The organism is Amphritea balenae, from assembly GCF_003858655.1.
GTDB classification, from domain to species: domain Bacteria; phylum Pseudomonadota; class Gammaproteobacteria; order Pseudomonadales; family Balneatricaceae; genus Amphritea; species Amphritea balenae.
The window spans coordinates 269645-285934 of the sequence record NZ_RQXV01000006.1; the positions used below are offsets into that span (position 1 = coordinate 269645).

The 16290-nt window shown below is 49.0% G+C and carries 10 protein-coding genes and 6 tRNA genes; 8 read left to right on the forward strand and 8 right to left on the reverse strand.

Features of this window, described 5'->3' with window-relative positions; genetic code table 11:
* The first annotated feature begins 166 nt into the window (after positions 1 to 166).
* From EHS89_RS12505 to EHS89_RS12535, 7 genes are all read left to right on the forward strand, one after another.
* On the forward strand, positions 167 to 2275 hold the full coding sequence (locus EHS89_RS12505; RefSeq protein WP_124926487.1) for a putative bifunctional diguanylate cyclase/phosphodiesterase: 2109 nt from the start codon (positions 167 to 169) through the stop codon (positions 2273 to 2275).
* Positions 2276 to 2380: 105 nt separating this feature from the next.
* Positions 2381 to 2457 (forward strand) — tRNA-Arg (locus tag EHS89_RS12510).
* A 125-nt stretch (positions 2458 to 2582) separates the two neighbouring features.
* Positions 2583 to 2658: transfer RNA gene (locus EHS89_RS12515), tRNA-Thr, on the forward strand.
* 47 nt (positions 2659 to 2705) lie between these two features.
* A tRNA-Asp gene (locus tag EHS89_RS12520) sits at positions 2706 to 2782 on the forward strand.
* Between the two features lie 177 nt (positions 2783 to 2959).
* Positions 2960 to 3035: transfer RNA gene (locus EHS89_RS12525), tRNA-Thr, on the forward strand.
* A gap of 33 nt (positions 3036 to 3068) precedes the next feature.
* Positions 3069 to 3145: transfer RNA gene (locus EHS89_RS12530), tRNA-Asp, on the forward strand.
* A gap of 397 nt (positions 3146 to 3542) precedes the next feature.
* The gene (locus EHS89_RS12535) at positions 3543 to 4850 is read left to right on the forward strand and encodes an ABC1 kinase family protein (RefSeq protein ID WP_211340337.1); all 1308 of its coding nucleotides are present in this window, start codon (positions 3543 to 3545) and stop codon (positions 4848 to 4850) included.
* Positions 4851 to 4900: 50 nt separating this feature from the next.
* Here the strand turns inward: EHS89_RS12535 and EHS89_RS12540 are convergent, their stop codons facing one another.
* Positions 4901 to 5488 (reverse strand): TetR/AcrR family transcriptional regulator, encoded by a 588-nt coding sequence (locus tag EHS89_RS12540; protein WP_124926488.1) that lies wholly within the window; start codon positions 5486 to 5488, stop codon positions 4901 to 4903.
* Positions 5489 to 5893: 405 nt separating this feature from the next.
* Here EHS89_RS12540 and EHS89_RS12545 point away from each other — a divergent pair.
* Positions 5894 to 5969 (forward strand) — tRNA-Thr (locus EHS89_RS12545).
* Positions 5970 to 5995: 26 nt separating this feature from the next.
* On the opposite strand, the gene EHS89_RS12550 is transcribed toward EHS89_RS12545, so the two are convergent.
* The 7 genes from EHS89_RS12550 to EHS89_RS12580 all read right to left on the reverse strand — a co-directional run bounded on the left by EHS89_RS12550 (position 5996) and on the right by EHS89_RS12580 (position 15985).
* Positions 5996 to 6754, reverse strand: a complete 759-nt coding sequence (locus tag EHS89_RS12550) for a nuclear transport factor 2 family protein (protein WP_124926489.1) — start codon at positions 6752 to 6754, stop codon at positions 5996 to 5998.
* Between the two features lie 89 nt (positions 6755 to 6843).
* Positions 6844 to 8130: a hypothetical protein gene (locus tag EHS89_RS12555; RefSeq protein WP_124926490.1), complete on the reverse strand. Its 1287-nt coding sequence runs from the start codon at positions 8128 to 8130 to the stop codon at positions 6844 to 6846.
* A gap of 74 nt (positions 8131 to 8204) precedes the next feature.
* Positions 8205 to 8786, reverse strand: a complete 582-nt coding sequence (locus EHS89_RS12560; RefSeq protein ID WP_124926491.1) for a hypothetical protein — start codon at positions 8784 to 8786, stop codon at positions 8205 to 8207.
* 48 nt (positions 8787 to 8834) lie between these two features.
* A complete protein-coding gene (locus tag EHS89_RS12565; protein WP_124926492.1) occupies positions 8835 to 10259 on the reverse strand; it encodes an FAD-dependent oxidoreductase in 1425 nt (474 codons plus the stop codon).
* Positions 10260 to 10279: 20 nt separating this feature from the next.
* The gene (locus EHS89_RS12570) at positions 10280 to 13258 is read right to left on the reverse strand and encodes a cytochrome D1 domain-containing protein (protein WP_124926493.1); all 2979 of its coding nucleotides are present in this window, start codon (positions 13256 to 13258) and stop codon (positions 10280 to 10282) included.
* A 9-nt stretch (positions 13259 to 13267) separates the two neighbouring features.
* Entirely contained in the window at positions 13268 to 13789 is a 522-nt protein-coding gene (locus EHS89_RS12575; RefSeq protein ID WP_124926494.1) for a hypothetical protein, read from the reverse strand.
* 156 nt (positions 13790 to 13945) lie between these two features.
* Positions 13946 to 15985 (reverse strand): hypothetical protein, encoded by a 2040-nt coding sequence (locus EHS89_RS12580; RefSeq protein ID WP_124926495.1) that lies wholly within the window; start codon positions 15983 to 15985, stop codon positions 13946 to 13948.
* Positions 15986 to 16290 lie beyond the last annotated feature (305 nt).

Below are 16290 nucleotides of genomic sequence, written 5' to 3' on the forward strand. Positions count from 1 at the left end.
TAGTACTACATTCAAGTTATACATCAATACTCTGCAGGGCTGAGAATATATAGCCAGACGTCGCAGGTAGATCAAATACCGTAAAAGGAATAGTTATGGTAACTGGTTATACCTACTCTGATATTTGCAAGTTATCAGATCGTACTTTTTATATAGGTACGCCTGCATGAGTCGCAGCGTTAAAGCGTCTTTTACCGGTAAATTACATCGTCTTTTTGTCACGGCAACTGCTTTAGTCTTAGCGTTGACCGGGCTGGTTGTACTGAGTTTTGATTTTGCGAGTCAACGTAACAGTATCATTAATCGGGCTGAATCCTTTTCCGGGCTGACATCTCCTCATCTGGCTAACGTTCTGGCGACTGATTCTGCGGAACTGGCTAACTTGTTATTAGATAATTATTTATCCGAAGCTGGATTGGTGGGTATCTATGTATATAAAACCGATGGCAGTTTGCTGGTCAGTACAATCAGGCCCGGGTATGAAGCTCGATTGCCACAGCCTTCGGTCGTGTTGCGGTCCCAGATAAAACCATCACATCTGTTTAGTATGGATCTGTTTCAATACAGCCAGCCTATCTGGCTTTCAGATAAGGCAGTTGGTCAGATCTATCTGCAGTACAGTCTCGAAGGTGTGGTCCGGCAGTTTATAATGTTTATGGTGTTTGGCCTGGTCCTATACCTGTTCTCGTTAATCGCGGTTTATTTTCTGTCAAAACGTATACAGAGGGGAATCTCTAAACCGATCGATCAGATTCTTCGGGCGATGGATAAGGTCACAACACAACAGCATTTCGATGTCCGTATTCCCAGTAGCGATGAGAATGGTGAATTACGGGTGTTGGTTAACGGCTTCAATGAGATGCTGGAACAGGTCGGCCTTAATGCCGCTCAGCTTAAAGCGCAGCAGAAAGCGATTGAACAGCATGTGTTTTTTGATCCTCTTACCGGTTTGGCTAATCGACGTCTCCTGATCCAGCGAATGGAGCGAGAAGTTATTCGTGCCCGCAGAACGGGCCAGATCGGAGCGCTCCTGTATATGGACCTGGATCACTTTAAAGCGATCAATGATTCTCTTGGGCATATGATGGGTGACTCGATACTGATGGGGGTGGCTGAGCGTATAACCGGCGCGGTACGTGAAGTCGATACGCCAGCCCGGCTTGGTGGAGATGAGTTTGTTGTGTTGCTACCGGAGCTGGGCAAGAGTGATTCCAGAGCGAGTCATAATGCATTGAGTGTCGCTGAGAAAGTACGTGTTGCTATCTCACAGTCGCAGCTGGTTCCAAGTAGCAGTCTTCAGGTAACGCCCAGTATTGGCATCGCACTGTTTAATGGTGAAAACAGTAACTATGAACAGTTGATCATGCAGGCTGATCTGGCGATGTACCGGGCTAAAGAGGAAGGCCGCAATCGGGTTCAGTTTTATTTAGAGAATATGCAGGAGCATGCCGATCATCGACAACAGGTTGAGGAACGGTTACGTATCGCGCTGGATAATGATGCCTTATACCTCTGTTATCAGCCTCAGATTGATAATAGTGGTGATATCGTGGGTGCTGAAGCACTGGTTCGCTGGCAAGATGGCGAGAACGGTCTTGTAAATCCTGCGGCATTTATTCCTATTGCAGAGATGACTGATCTGATCTGTTTATTAGGCCGTTGGGTTCTGTCTAATGTATGCCAGCAGATGGTTGAGTGGCGTCAGCAGGACAAGAAGCTAATTGTTTCTATCAATATCAGTCCCCGGGAATTTCAGCAAAGTGACTTTGTTGAAATGGTGGAGGAGATAATTCTTACCACGGGTGCCCGTGCTGAGTATCTGGTATTTGAACTAACAGAGGGCGTACTGCTTAACGATATTGATACCGTCCTTATAAAGATGCAGCGCTTGTCACGTTTGGGTATCCGGTTTTCCCTGGATGATTTTGGTACAGGCTATTCATCCCTTCAATATCTTAAACAACTGCCCCTGAATGCGTTAAAAATTGATCAGTCTTTTGTTCGGGATAGTATAAGTAACGACAGTGATGCCGCGGTTGTAGCTACTATCATCGCAATGGCGGATACACTCAATATTGAAGTTGTTGCTGAAGGCGTTGAACAGCAGGAAGAGCTGGACTATCTGAAACAATGTGGCTGTCACCTCTATCAAGGGTATTTTTTCTACCGCCCGGTTATTGCAGCAGAAATGACGCAGCTGATCCCCGAGTTCCGTAGCCATCTGGTTCAGGATGTGGTCATAAATTCAGGGCCGGCTTGGCCGGTCTTCGACTAGCGACGCAGCTTGTCTGTAGCAAAAGCAAAAAAACAGTTGGAAACGGCTTTAGCAATAGACAGTCTGAGGTTAGATGGGTAATATACTCGCCGCGTTAAATGCAATGCGCCCGTAGCTCAGCTGGATAGAGTAGTAGGTTCCGATCCTATTGGTCGGGGGTTCGAATCCCTCCGGGCGCGCCACTTGATTAACCGCATTTAACGCACTGATTCCATACGGAATGTACTACCCTGATCCGTCCGAGCGACGGGCACATTGCAGCCAACGCAAGGTGTGAATATCTGGTTGGTCACAGTATGGTCACAGTGCCGCTATAGCTCAGTTGGTAGAGCAACTGACTTGTAATCAGTAGGTCCCGAGTTCGACTCTTGGTGGCGGCACCATTTTTATCAGGTTCTCTGGGGCTTAGCTTTAGGAACCAAACCACTGCGGAGTGGTAGTTCAGTTGGTTAGAATACCTGCCTGTCACGCAGGGGGTCGCGGGTTCGAGTCCCGTCCATTCCGCCACTTCTTTGGGAGAAAAGGTTAGAATACCTGCCTGTCATCGTACATAGTCAACGGTTCGCGGTTTAGTGCTGTCGTTCCACTACTATTTTGATGAACGGTTAGAATAGCTGCCTGTCATCTTTCAAAGTTAGCGGTTCGCGGTTTAACACCGTCCGTTGCAATACTTCTTATGTTTATGCCGGTATAGCTCAGTTGGTAGAGCAACTGACTTGTAATCAGTAGGTCCCGAGTTCGACTCTTGGTGCCGGCACCATTTATAGGTTTCTAGATAGAAATCGACCACTGCGGAGTGGTAGTTCAGTTGGTTAGAATACCTGCCTGTCACGCAGGGGGTCGCGGGTTCGAGTCCCGTCCATTCCGCCACTATAAAAGAGATAATATTAAAATACCTGCCTGTCATCTCTCATCGGTAACGGTTCACGGCTATGCAGGCCGTTCCGCCACTTTATTAAAAATTCACCCAAACGACCTTTCTCTACCACGATAAATTATTCTTCTATGCCTGGAGGGGATTATTCAGGGGGCTTTGCTTGTCGTTCACTATTATCTTTCAGCCTCTTCTAAGTGGTAGTTTCTTAACACAGCATAGGTGACTGATCGCTGAATATTCGTGATCCTTTTTAAAGAAGAGTTCAGCATGGTTTAGATTCAGTTTCCTATACTGAACACAGGACCTATTTACTTGAAATACGCCATGATCAAAGATTGTGGCCCGGCTTACTGGAGACGGATCCCCTAACAGCTAGAAGGGTGATTTGTTTTGGCTAGAGAGAGATCGCTATCGTCAGATCGGGCAAGCCGTTTACTCAAACTTGGCCGTCTTGCCGGAGGCATTGCCGGCGAGATGCTATATGAAGGTGCGAGTCATTTGGTGGCGGGGAAACCGCTCAGGGCCTTCGATCTGATTATGACTCCAGCCAATGCCAGGCATCTGACGGAAAGGCTATCAGAGATGCGCGGTGCGGTGATGAAGGTTGGCCAGCTTCTGTCGATGGAAGCCGGTGATTATCTTCCTCCAGAGCTGACAGATATTCTGGCCAGGCTACGTGAGAATGCTTATTCAATGCCGCAGGGAGAGGTTGCATTGGTACTGAAAAATGCCTGGGGCAGGGGCTGGGAAGATGATTTCGAGCGATTCTCTTTTACCCCACTTGCAGCGGCATCTATCGGTCAGGTACACGAAGCCAGAACCAAAGATGGTCAGCATCTGGCGATAAAGATTCAGTATCCCGGGATTCGCGATAGCATCGATAGCGACGTCAATAACGTTGCAACGCTACTCAAACTTCTGAGGCTAGTGCCAAAGGACTATGATATCTCACCACTGCTGGATGAGGCTAAGCAGCAACTGCACCAGGAAGCAGATTATTACGCTGAAGCCGACAGTATTACAGAATACCAAAGCTGTATCGGAGATGATTCCGGCTTCGAGCTTCCCTCGGTAGATAGTTCACGAAGCACAGCTGAAGTGCTCACCATGTCGTTCGTCCCGGGTGTCCCGATCGAATCCCTTGCTAGTGCATCGAGTCAGGTTCGTAATCAAATAGCCACACGGCTGGTGGCCCTGGTGTTAAAGGAAGTATTCGAATGGGGGCTAGTGCAGACCGACGCTAATTTCGGTAACTACCGTTACCAACCGGATCAGGATCGCATTGGGCTCCTGGATTTCGGGGCAACACGGCATTATTCCGGTGACTTTATTACAGCACTACGTCGATTGATGGCGGCTGCACGCAGGGATGACCTTTCTGCTATCGAATCACATGCATTAGAGTTGGGCTATCTGCGAGCGGATGAGGTGAAGCAATACCGCCAGGGATTGTGTAAGATGATCCGTACCGTTGCAGAGCCCATGCGACAGCAGGGCCCATTCGATTTCGGCCGTTCTGATTTGTCGCAACGGGTCGCAGATCAGGCAATATCCTTGCGGCTGCATCAGCGTTACATGCACCTGCCGCCTACAGATATACTCTTTCTGCACCGTAAATTTGGAGGCTCCTATCTGCTATGTGCCCGTTTGCGTGCGCAAGTCGACATAGGCGCCCTGGTGGCCCCCTACATCAACTAGCCGCGATGCTTGTGTCATTGAATATTTGTTTCGAGCTGAATTTCAGCGAATCAGAACTGACCGGACTGCTCCGCTTTTTCCAGGAGACTCAACAGCCGGGAATGGGACTGAGCCTGTTGCGAACTTTTATCCCGGCACCAAGCGCTTAAGGTAACCAGGAAAATGCCTGTCAGTACGATCTCCTCAATCTGTCTGCGTCGTCCGCCCATATGTAGCCCAGCCATATCACGCCATAGCTGGACCAGACGTGACAGATCAAAGATCATGGGCACCCAATGGTGGATATGTGGCGGATGTAGCTTTGATTTTAACATCTGAGCGGTCACGCTATGGTAGGGTGACAGGGCCTCAAACCAACGCCAGATTATCTGTTCCAGACGCGTCTTTACGGGTAAGTTATCAGCAGCTTCATCACCCGCTGTAAGCATGGCTTCGAGTGCCTGTGCAAACCAGGCATCGGCTATTGCGTTAGTATCGGCAAAGTGACGGTGAATCTCGTTTACCGAGGTGCCGCAACGAGCCGCCAAGTCCACAAGGCTGAGGTCATACCAGTTATCCTGTTCCTGCGCCAGATCTAACGCTGTATTGAGTATATGACTGGCGTCCAAAGCCTTTAGTTTATGCTGTGCATCATTCATAACATTATTCATAGCCCGGAATAGCTGTAGTTGGCTGATCCCTCTGTGGATAACAAACTATATCGGTATCGTATTCCATCGGAGGTGATAAACATTGCCTGTTAAATAGTATAGGGCAGCAGCTAACTTAAAGGCGTAGGGAACGTCGATTAGGTTGGCATATATCTTTTGATAGAGAGGTAAGGGATGTAACCGGCAGCGTTAATTTTCCATGGGCTAATCCTGGTTAATACTAAACCGGGTCTTGCTTTAGGTCGGGGGGGCTTTATTGTTTCTTCTCCATGCTTTTAATATCTTTCTGGGCGCGCCAGACTCTGATTTCATAAGGAAGTTGTTACCCCATCCATCTGAGATAAGGGTGCACAATGCTTGTTATACGGAGTATGTATAAGGGGTGGCCACATTGCCGGTATAGCTCAGTTGGTAGAGCAACTGACTTGTAATCAGTAGGCCTCGAGTTCGACTCTTGGTGCCGGCACCATTACTCCCTTCGTATTTCTAGTTAGCTCAGAATTTGCCATTGTCATTTTTCCACTCGGCGCGCGGTGGAACAGCTTCGGTAGTATCCCAGTGTTCTACGATCATGTCATCAACAACGCGGAACAGGTCATAGAAGGACGAGTGAACGCCATTCAGATAACCTTCACTGACCGATAGCACAAAGCTGCCTTCGGCGAGTAAGCGATGATTTTTTTTATATGTAATCCCGTTGGACCCTGGTTGCGAAAGGGAGGCTTTGAGTGCTGACAAATCATCACTCATGCTGGGATTATGCTCGGTATAGTTTGATCCATCGATGTAATGATCTAGTGTATTGAGCCGGCCTTTGATGAGAACCTCATCAATAAAGCTGTGTACGATTAAACGATTAGGTTCTGTTTTATTCAGATCCACTGCTTTGGTTTCGCCGTCAACCATCGAGTGTTTAGACGGGTTTGGGCCTCGTCTTGGCTGAATGTTATCCCAATGTTCAACGGCCTGATCGTTTTCAAAACGAAATATTTCAAAACCAATTTTTGAGCTGCTGAAATCATATTCTGTGTGAGCGAAAATAAAGTCTCCGTCTTCGAATACCCGTACGATATTGACCCTTGGGTTACTCAGGGATAGTCGTTGGAATAGCTCGGCCAAACCGATACTACCTTCTTGAGTATGCGGGTTGTGTTGAATGTATTTCGCTTCATTGACGACCTCAACTGAAGCCGGATCTCCAGTTTCAATCCCTTTCAGCAGTTCGCAGATCTGTTGCTTTCTTTTTGAGCTCATAGAGGAGGCGCCTGTATCAGATCATTCAGCTAACTGATGCTGAATGGTTTAAGAAAGGTATTAGCATCAAAATATAGCATTGAATGATCTCAATATATGTCGATCTTATATTGATAAATCCACAGGCTTTGCTCACCGGGAAAGCGGGCGCTGAACTGTTGCTTCATAACCAGACTATCATCGTTTAATTGTGTTGCAGAGAGTCGCCAGCCGCCACTTTGCAGAACCCGCTTGCTGGCACCCGGATAATAGGTATCGGCTACGGCAAAAGTGGGTAGCTGATGGCGTAACAGGTCGACACCGTAGTTGGTTGCCAGTTGCCCTGTTGATTGTTGTTCCAGCCAGATTCTGGCTTGTTGGAGTGGAGGCTGTTTAGGTTGCCATTCCATTAACGAGAGGGTTTGAATCAAACCGCCGGTGAACAGGAAAATGCTGAGAATTATAGATAGCTTTCTAATGTGTAATCTCGACAGAGCGATACAGAGCAGGCAGATAAGTAGTATCAGGCTAGGTGCCATGTGGCGCAGATTCAGGGGGTTTTGTGCGCCTAATGTCCAGACCAGGCTGAATATAAAAGTGACTAGCAAAAGTATGGTTTCAGGCGTTCGTTGACGCCATATGAGCCACAGAACCGGTATGGCGAGAACAACAAGAGCTAAGCAAGAACCGAAATAATCTGTCAGGCTTTCGCTCCAGCTTCCACTTTGAACTGTGCCTAGCGAACTGTTGCCCCAGAGCTGGAAGTGTCCCTGAATAAAACGCCATCCTTCATAAAAATATGCACTACTATCATGATACAAAACAAAGCCCAGGCTTAGTAAACCGATGATTAGGCCCCCAGGTAACAGTTGTAGCAATCGACGTGGTTCAAGGTAGAGGATCCAGCAAAGAGGCGCGACGATCAACGGGGCATAGGAGGGGCGGGTTGCTAGTAGCAAGCCTAACATGAGGCCTGCGAGATAGAGGTGGTTGCGTTGCAACGTGAGTAACAGGGCTAATAACCAGATCAGACCAGCTGAGTCGGATAATCCTTGTAGACCCAGCCCTAATAGCAGAGGCTGACCAGCGCAGAGTAGAAAACCCACCGCAGCATAGGATTGTTGGCAGCCTGATGCTCTGAGCAGTGCATAGCTTAGCCAGGGAATTAGCAGTGCTGCTAAACGGGTTGTGGATATCAGCGCCTGTGTTGCATCATCGAGAAAAAGTGATGCCAGACGGGCGAGTGAAATAAAAGCAGGGTAGCCCGGGAAATGAGGTGAGAATTCAAGGACGCTGAAATGCTCTATGCCATTGCTGAAGTAAAAAGCATCATCAGATCCCAGCGCTGCAGGTTGAGACCATAGCCAGTAAGTTGTTGCCATGGATGCCAGAGCCATCAACAATCCGGTGACTTGCTTTAGATGTAATTTAAACTTCAGGTTCAGCCTCCAGCTCAACAAAGAGCGCTCTCTTAAGGCTGGGTCAATTGTTGGATAAGCAGATCTGTTGCCTGATCAAAGGCCGGTAAAGATGCAGGCTGTTGACCGCTGCCAAACAATCCTGGGCTGCCCAGTGCTTCAAAGCAGGCTTGCATGGCTCTGTTTATGCTCTGTCTTCTATCCGGTGAGAATTTACTGCCAGACAAGTCAGCATCATTCATAAGCATATCCAGGTAGAGTTTACTTTTGGCAACATGCACCTTCGCTACCTGATAATCATCCAGCTGTTCTCGGGCCCAGCCTAAACGCCAGCGAATCTGGATAAGAAACAGCGTATTAAACACTTCACCAGCCTGGCTCAGGCTACGATTGTTTAGTGCGGCTTGCAGCGGCCATACCAGCGGCAGGTCTTCTTCTGATTCGAGTTCGACCAGTTCATCCCGCAATTCACCTAAGGCGTCACTGGCGATGGAGGGCTGCTGTTCAGACAGGGCTTTACTGATTTTGACCCAAGCCTCCAATACAGGCTCCTTTCCAGCCGCAGAGTAAGAATAAGCCTGAGCCTGGATGCTCCAGCAAAGTAACAGGAGAAAGGGTATTAATATTTTTTTCATTGTTAGGCTCTCCTTTTCAAATTCGTGACGCCTATGTAATTCAGAATCTTAGGCAACGCTCTGGGTTTCGATAACGGTGGCTTCGTTTCTGAAATCAAAGATCTCAGCTCTGCGATCCTGTCCTTCAATGAGGCTGCGTGCAGCCAGCTGGCCCATCTCCATCGCGGTATCGGTGAAGATATATCTGAATGTGCCCTGGCGTCCGGTCATGGTTAGATTAGGCACCCGGTTTAACCGTTCAATTAAACGCTGGCGCTCCTGTTGATAGCCTACCCGCAGCAAAGGATAGGCATGTTCAGCACGAACGCTAAAGAACTCACCGGTAGCCAGTGCCGGATCAACCCCTAAGCGTTTTAGATCGTTGCATACCAGAGGGAAGAGCTCTTCATCGGGCATGGACCAGCGCTGATCCCCTTTGAAACAGGGAATTTCCAGCATGACTGAGCTTTGTCCCGGGGGGGACATAAAGGGAGAACGACGGCGGGGCTCCTGTAATCGGGTCGCCATGATGTCCGGATCAGACAGGTACTGCCAGGTATTGTCTGAGATATTCTCTGTCGCCATCGGCATATTAAAAAAGCGCAGTGCGCGAAATTTCAGCTGATGCTGTTCACCCAGGAATGTAGCCATGGTTGGCAGAGGCAGAGTAGAAATGACATGGCCGACCGGAATCTCTTGTTCAGCTTCTGCTGCATCTTTAGATTTACACTTAACGGCGACTATCTTGCCTTGCTCCAGACGAACGCCTGTGGCGGCAGTATTCAGCAGCAGATCCAGGCCTTCGGCTTGTAGAGATTCCGCCAGACGTTCGAAAATACGGCCAAAGCCTAGTTTGGGATATCGATAATTACGGGCGTAGGTACGGGGTGTGCCACTACGACTGGGTAACAGTCGTTTAGCCACGTCTTTCAGGTCCAGCAGGCTGATGCGTTGTGCTGCCCAGTCAGCGGATAGCTCTGATGGATTTATGCCCCACAGCTTTTCAGTGTATCCGGCAAAGAAGTGCTGATACAGCGTCTTACCAAAGCGGCTCTCTATCCACTGTTCAAAGCTGGCGTTGTTTCTATCCTGCACCGGAGTCGTAAAAGGTAGCTGAAAAAGCAGGTCTTTGGAGGCCCCGGCGAGCAGCGACAGAGGAGCATTTTTTAGCAGGTCGCCAAAGGCCAGGGGGTATTGATAGGTACGTCCCTGAAAGCGGATGACACTTTTGCGTTGGGAGTGGAGTAGCTCATCGCCCATGAGCTCTTCAACAAAAGTCAGCAATTCCGGGTTGCGGGTAATAAACCGGTGGCCGCCATAATCAAAGCGATAACTGCCTTCAGCACCTTCGAATTTATGGGTGGCGGAAAGCCCGCCTACCTGATTGCCTGCTTCAATGAGTACCACCGGGTAACCCACGCGACGTAACTCCCATGCGGCCATCAGGCCGGCAGGGCCGGCTCCCAGAACCGCAATTTGGGGCAATGAACTCATAACGTTTGATCTCCGGTCTGTCAGTGGTTGGTTGCGGTTTTCATTGATGTTGTACCTTTAATCTGCTTATCAGCTAATTGAAATGAGCGGCTAATGGATTGCATCTCAATCACCTGAGCATAAGGTATGTTTTCTTCCGGGAAGGCGGCCCTGACTTTATCGGTTAACTGACGGGAAAACGCCTGGAACAACAGCCTGGTTTTTACTGTTAGCGGGTAGGCCAGGCCCTGGGGGAGTTGATAGCGTTCATCTCTGCTACTGTCTGCAGGGATACGGGTGTCTTCGATCAGTTTCTCATAGCGCCAGAAACTCAGGCCTACTTTCTTACCATGACGATCAGCGCCAACTTTATGGAACTTGCGCGCATCGTCAGGTACCCGGCCGTCATCGCTTAATATGCCGTTTTCAAACACTGAGCGTCCTGATGCATCGGTTACCTTAACTTCGAGCCAAAGCTGGCGGCGGGAGCCTCCGGGCAGGTGATGGCCACCGTTAACATTCGCTACGGTCACGATTAACTGGTCTTCGGATATCGCCAGATCCAGGCTGGCAGCTGATTTGAGTAAGTCATCACTCAGGCGACGGTGCTCATCACTTCGTAATCCGGCAAGGTAGTTATTGGCGCCGGTGAAATGGTGGGTACGGACATTGGCTTTTTCAGGTCCTCCTTCGGTGGATATCCCTGGGATTTGTTCGCCGATACGTTTGATGTCCGGAGCCATATGACAATCGATACAGGTTCTGTTCTTTGACGGATCTTTCGGGTTGTTGAACGAGGATGCCAGCCATTCGCCGTAGTTATCATTAATCATAGCGCCCGGGCCTGACGTGAACTCGTTATGACAAGTGGCGCAGTATAGCGAGTCCTGATACAGCTTCGGATCGCTGTACGAATCTTTATGGGCTTCGGGCTTGGCATTGATCATACGACTGGTCAGCCAGCGGTTTACGCCATCGATTTTGGTATCGAACAGATAGCTTTCCCGGTCCTTAAGGTTAATAGTCAGGTCGGCATTGCCGCCCGCATTTTCCGCCCGGTTGATGCGGTGGCAGAAGAAACAGCTGGTACCGGCTTCAACAACCGGATTCTGATCTTCAAGGGCCTGTTGTAAACTAATACCGTCTTTCTCATGCATATTTGCCATCGTTTCCTGCGGCATTGGTTCCCCGCTAAGCAGTGCCTGAGGGAAGTGACAGCCCCGGCAGAGGGCGCGAAACTCTTCACCCTCTTGCGCCGCCGCGTAATTTTCCTGGAACCGATAATAGGGATGGTCCATCATCGCGCCGTGATTAGAGTTCGCCCATTGCTGATAGATATCGGTATGGCACTCAGCACAGGAGGCTGAGTTGAGCCATTCGCTCTTATGGACGGTTTTATTACTGCTGTCGAGACGTAACCAGGTGGAGAGAAATGGCAGATTTTCCTGCTTGGTCGTATAGGCCTTAAGCGCACTCATCAGAACACGCACTTCAGGGGATAGTTGTTGAGGGTTTACCGTTACTGGACCGGTTTCGTTACCCTCAGCACCCAGGCCGCCCTGGGTTTTCTGAATAACATCAGCGATCGCTGCAAGTGGTTTTCCGGCAAACATAGTAATGACATCCCGGTGACCGGTAACTGCATCCTCAAAGCTGTCACGATAGCGGCGACCGTCTGCCATGAGATAGCGGTTAGTAAAGTTAAAACCGTCCAGGTGGCAACTATTACAGCTCATCCAAAAATCACCAGCGATAGGTGTATCAGGAAAGTCATCGGTATTGGCGCTATTAAATAGTCGGGTACCCAGCCGTAACTCTTCAGATAACGGGTCCTGTTTAACTGTTTTGTACAACGGTGCCTGCAGTATTTTTACCCGGGCAAAAGGACCTGTCCCACTGCCGTCCAGCAGTACTACATCCTGGCTCATCGCATTTTGCACTAAGAGGCGATCACCCTGAACCAGCAGTCCGCGGGGGTTGTCGCCGGGAATATGACGCAGGATCTGAGTCACTTTGGCTCCACCTTGCTGTTTTTTACCCTGACGACGCTTACTACGCTTTTTCTTAGGTTTAGTGCTGCGACGTGATAGGTCGATCACCATCAGGTCTTCGCTGCCCGCCAGAGTGATATACAGCCGTTTACCGTCGTTAGAGAATTCTGCGTCGGCAGGGTTGCTAACGATACGGGTACGGTTAGCGTTTTCTATGGTATTTATCTGACGAAACAGCTCTTTACGTAACTCTGTTTTCTCAGCTTCCTGACCCGGAGTGAGATCGATAAGGGAGACCGCTGGAAAAACAGTGGATTGAAACTGAAACGGATGATCGAAATTCCACAACAGGTGTGGCAGCCAGGCTTCCTTGCCGTCCGGGCTGATAGCGATATCGTCGAGTAAACGGGGTAAACCTTGTGAGACGAATTCATCTGTATACTGCTTTTCAGCAAGATCAATTCGTTTGATCAGTGTCAGAGCAAGGGATGTTGTGTCGTAGATGGATATTTGCCCCGTCATCGCGTGGCTGACTAATAAACGGCCGTCATCAGTCAGCGCCAGGCCTCTTGGGGTGTCAGCGGTATCTACTTCATTTCGAATAGTTCCCTCATTGTCGAAGGCGATTAATTTATTGGCTTCAAACAGGGTGGCCCAAAATAGTTGATGCTTAGTATCGTAAATCAGTGCAAAGGGGCGGCGTCCGGTGTCGATGGTTTTTATCAGTTCAAGGTTGGCTGCGTTTAGCAGGTAGATACGGTCGCCAAGGTAATCGGTAGCGGCTAAGCGTTTTCCATCTGAGCTTAGGGCGATACGACGAATATCCTGCCCCAGGCTAATCTCTTTAAACGCTTTATCCCCCTGTTCTGACGTACCTGAACTACGGCTTATGCTGCCCGCATCAAAGTTAGCCGTATAGATATACTGCTGATCGGCAGATGCCAGGATTGAGCTGCTACTTTGGGCTGCAAACGAAGTTGTGCAAAGTACAAAAGACAGAAGAGTGAATATGCGTAATAAAGCGTTCATAGTATGTGTTCAGCGTCGAATAAAAGGGCGGTATAGTGGGCGTAATACAGACCAGCGAGCGGCATGGAAAAGCAGTAGCAGCGATAATGGTATAGCTGTCACAAGGTGCAGATAGTGGCTGATGTAACCCAGCCATTCACCCCGGTTGCCAAGTAATAGCAGGTAAATGCCACTCAGGGCGCAAACTAACATCAGCAGGTCCAGGTAATAGCCGGTGTTACGCAGCTTTTGGTTTTTGCTGCTTTGCCAAAGTCGTCGGTGACTGAGCCAGAAAGGCAGAATCAACAGAGGAAATAGGATGATGCTACCGAGAAAGTGGGCCAGAAGTAGAAAGCGTTCCCCTGACCATGCCATTTCAAACAAGCTCCATAGCGGTAATCCGGTAATGAATAACAGATACAGGCTTAATTCAGCCGCTTTATGTCGATAGGCCAGGTGGCGCCACCACGCACCAAGCCTGCTTTGTATAGCAGGCTTTAATGATGCATCTGTCGTGGCCACAGAGGGGCTTTGTATATTCATATTCGACACATAAGCGGATCCGTAAATCGTAAAGATCGTCTCTTTATTAAAAGGTCAGTATTAGAAAAGCTATCTGTATAAAGCTGGCTTCAGCTTAGAAAAGTGACAACTCACATCCGGGGGCGGATGTGAGCTGTGTTATCGTTTATAAGCTCAATAGACAGATTAATGAGTAGCAGACACCTCTACCTTCGATGCCATCACCATCGCTGTTCCATGGGCTCCACCGGCAGCGGTGACCCGCGCGACATTGTCGGCATCGTTATCGGCATTGCCGCCGTCTACCTGATGTTCTCCGGAATCGCCCAGCCATTCAGCCAGTTGCATTCCCTGCTCGATAGAAGGACCGTTAATAACACCTTTGAACCAGCTAACGTAACGCTGAGCCAGCGTATTAAGCTCTAAAGCCTCAGCTTCTTCACCTTCCTGATTTTTAAGATGCAGCATCGCTTCACGCAGAGCGCCTGAAATGGCTGCTGCAGTCCATGGGGTGTGAATGGTTGGCTGGCCTGGCGCTGAAGCCCAGGTATTGATTTCAGAATCAAAACGTTGCTGTTCGACTGCCAGGTAAATATTCCGTGCAGCTTCGCGGTAACGATTGTCTTCGGTTGCAAGGAAAGCGGCGGTTAAGCCTCTGATAGCAGCGAACTGAGTATCCAGTGATTGTGCAGTATCCTGTTTACCACCCAGAGTCATGCCGTTATTAACCAGACCGTTCGATGCTGTCAGGCTGTTAAGAATGAAATCAGCCTGCGCTTTTATCATATCCATAGCCTGCTTACCGTTTGCTGACTTCAAATTAACATCGCCACCGTCTGCAGATGCATAACCTACCGGCAGTGCATCCTGAGCACGTTGGAAAATTGACAGGGCTACCAGGCTGTAGGCGGCATCGTAAGTCGTTACCTGTTGGCTTTGTTTGCCATCATAGCTGTCTACCAAGGTGCCCTTATCAGCGTTGAAATGTAGCGCTGCCAGGTTTTTGAATAGCATATTGCTCAGGTTGCTGGCTACAGAGAACGCATCGCTGGCTTTAACATTGTTAGTCAGATCTGAATCTGTATTTTCAGTAGGAGCTGCAGCAAAAGGCGCTCCGTCAAATACTGCAGTAAAGGCAGGGTTCTGACCGGTATTGGCCTGGCGCTGGTCAGAGTATGCAAAGTACTCGCTTACTGGCCAGAGTAGCAGCCAGTTATCCCGCAGTGATGAACTGGCATCGGTCACGGTAAGTTCATTGATAGCATTCAGGCCGTTATTGCTACCTTCTTTAACGCTCACTTTGTGAGGGAACCAGACTGCTCCCTGAGTCGGATCGTAGTCTGGTGTGATTGCAGCGCCAAGTTTTTTACCGTCGTATCCCAGGCTATCTTGTAGAATTAACAACTTATCTAATGAAAGCTCGGTCAGAATCATACCGTTCATGCCATCCGCAGCAGAAACCCCCAGTGCATGTACACCATCCTGATCCTGAGTTGAAGATTCGGCTTCCACTTCTTCATCACTGGCAGCGATATGCATACCACCCAGGAAGTCTTGCGACCACATCACTTCTTTAAGCAAAATGCCGCCTAGTGCAGCAGGGTTGATGACTTTACTGGTGTCCTTATTGCTCCATGACAGCGATTTATAATCACGGAAGTATGCCGGTGTCTGAGTGTTTAGCTTCTGTTCCTGAGCCGCGGCATCAAGGTGCTCGACCTGGTCAGAGCTGACAACGGTCTGATCGACAGGTTGAGCAAACTCCGGCATACCAGATTCATAAGGCAGGGATATCGGGTATAGGTTCAGTGGAATCTCGTCGGCAGGGAAGGCCACTGATTTGGCCATTTCAAGAAAGCGCTGCCCTAGTTTATCAGGACTGCCGCCACGGGCTTTATTTAGTGGGCCGTTAGACAGGTGAGGCCCCATTCTTGACTGATAGTTCAGGGCGTACATCGCTTCTTCGGAATATTCATAACTCTCGATTCCTGCAGCGTAATCAAAACTTGTCGGCTGATTTAGCTGATCGGGATCTAATACGTCCAGATCCAGTCCCAGGCTTTCAGCCAGTGGTTCGCCCGATAGCTCAAATTCAGTGTATGCCAGCATAGATCCGGCCGGCTGAAAACGCTTATCCAGAACCTCTACGCGGATACCATCGGCTTGTGCTGAACTGCATAACACCATGGCGGCAAGGGCCGTCAGGCTCAGAATGGGACGAGACATAGTTTCTCCTTGATATGGGTGGCAGGGGTTACCCCTGTTCAAATGAGTTCATCAGCTGGTTGTGAAAGATATCACAATGCGAATGAAGATGAGAAACATTATCATTTGTATTTACGTGACGCAAATCAATAAATAGTTAAAATGATTTGGCCGTTGTTTTTGGGCTGCCTGATAGTGAAATACTTATGATTTTGTTTGAACTTATGGGGTTGAGCTTATTAGTATAATGCTGAGAAGCTAGGGAGTTCTGGATTTGGGGCAGGTAGCATCACTCCCCTGTTGGAGAGTGATTATTCAGAAAGGTG

Bases quoted from the DNA above. Each gene is read 5' to 3' on its own strand.
- EHS89_RS12565 (WP_124926492.1), bottom strand. From the start codon at position 10,259: ATGAGTTCATTGCCCCAAATTGCGGTTCTGGGAGCCGGCCCTGCCGGC.
- EHS89_RS12540 (WP_124926488.1), bottom strand. From the start codon at position 5,488: ATGAATGATGCACAGCATAAACTAAAGGCTTTGGACGCCAGTCATATA.
- EHS89_RS12550 (WP_124926489.1), bottom strand. From the start codon at position 6,754: ATGAGCTCAAAAAGAAAGCAACAGATCTGCGAACTGCTGAAAGGGATT.
- EHS89_RS12555 (WP_124926490.1), bottom strand. From the start codon at position 8,130: ATGGCTCTGGCATCCATGGCAACAACTTACTGGCTATGGTCTCAACCT.
- EHS89_RS12560 (WP_124926491.1), bottom strand. From the start codon at position 8,786: ATGAAAAAAATATTAATACCCTTTCTCCTGTTACTTTGCTGGAGCATC.
- EHS89_RS12570 (WP_124926493.1), bottom strand. From the start codon at position 13,258: ATGAACGCTTTATTACGCATATTCACTCTTCTGTCTTTTGTACTTTGC.
- EHS89_RS12505 (WP_124926487.1), top strand. From the start codon at position 167: ATGAGTCGCAGCGTTAAAGCGTCTTTTACCGGTAAATTACATCGTCTT.
- EHS89_RS12580 (WP_124926495.1), bottom strand. From the start codon at position 15,985: ATGTCTCGTCCCATTCTGAGCCTGACGGCCCTTGCCGCCATGGTGTTA.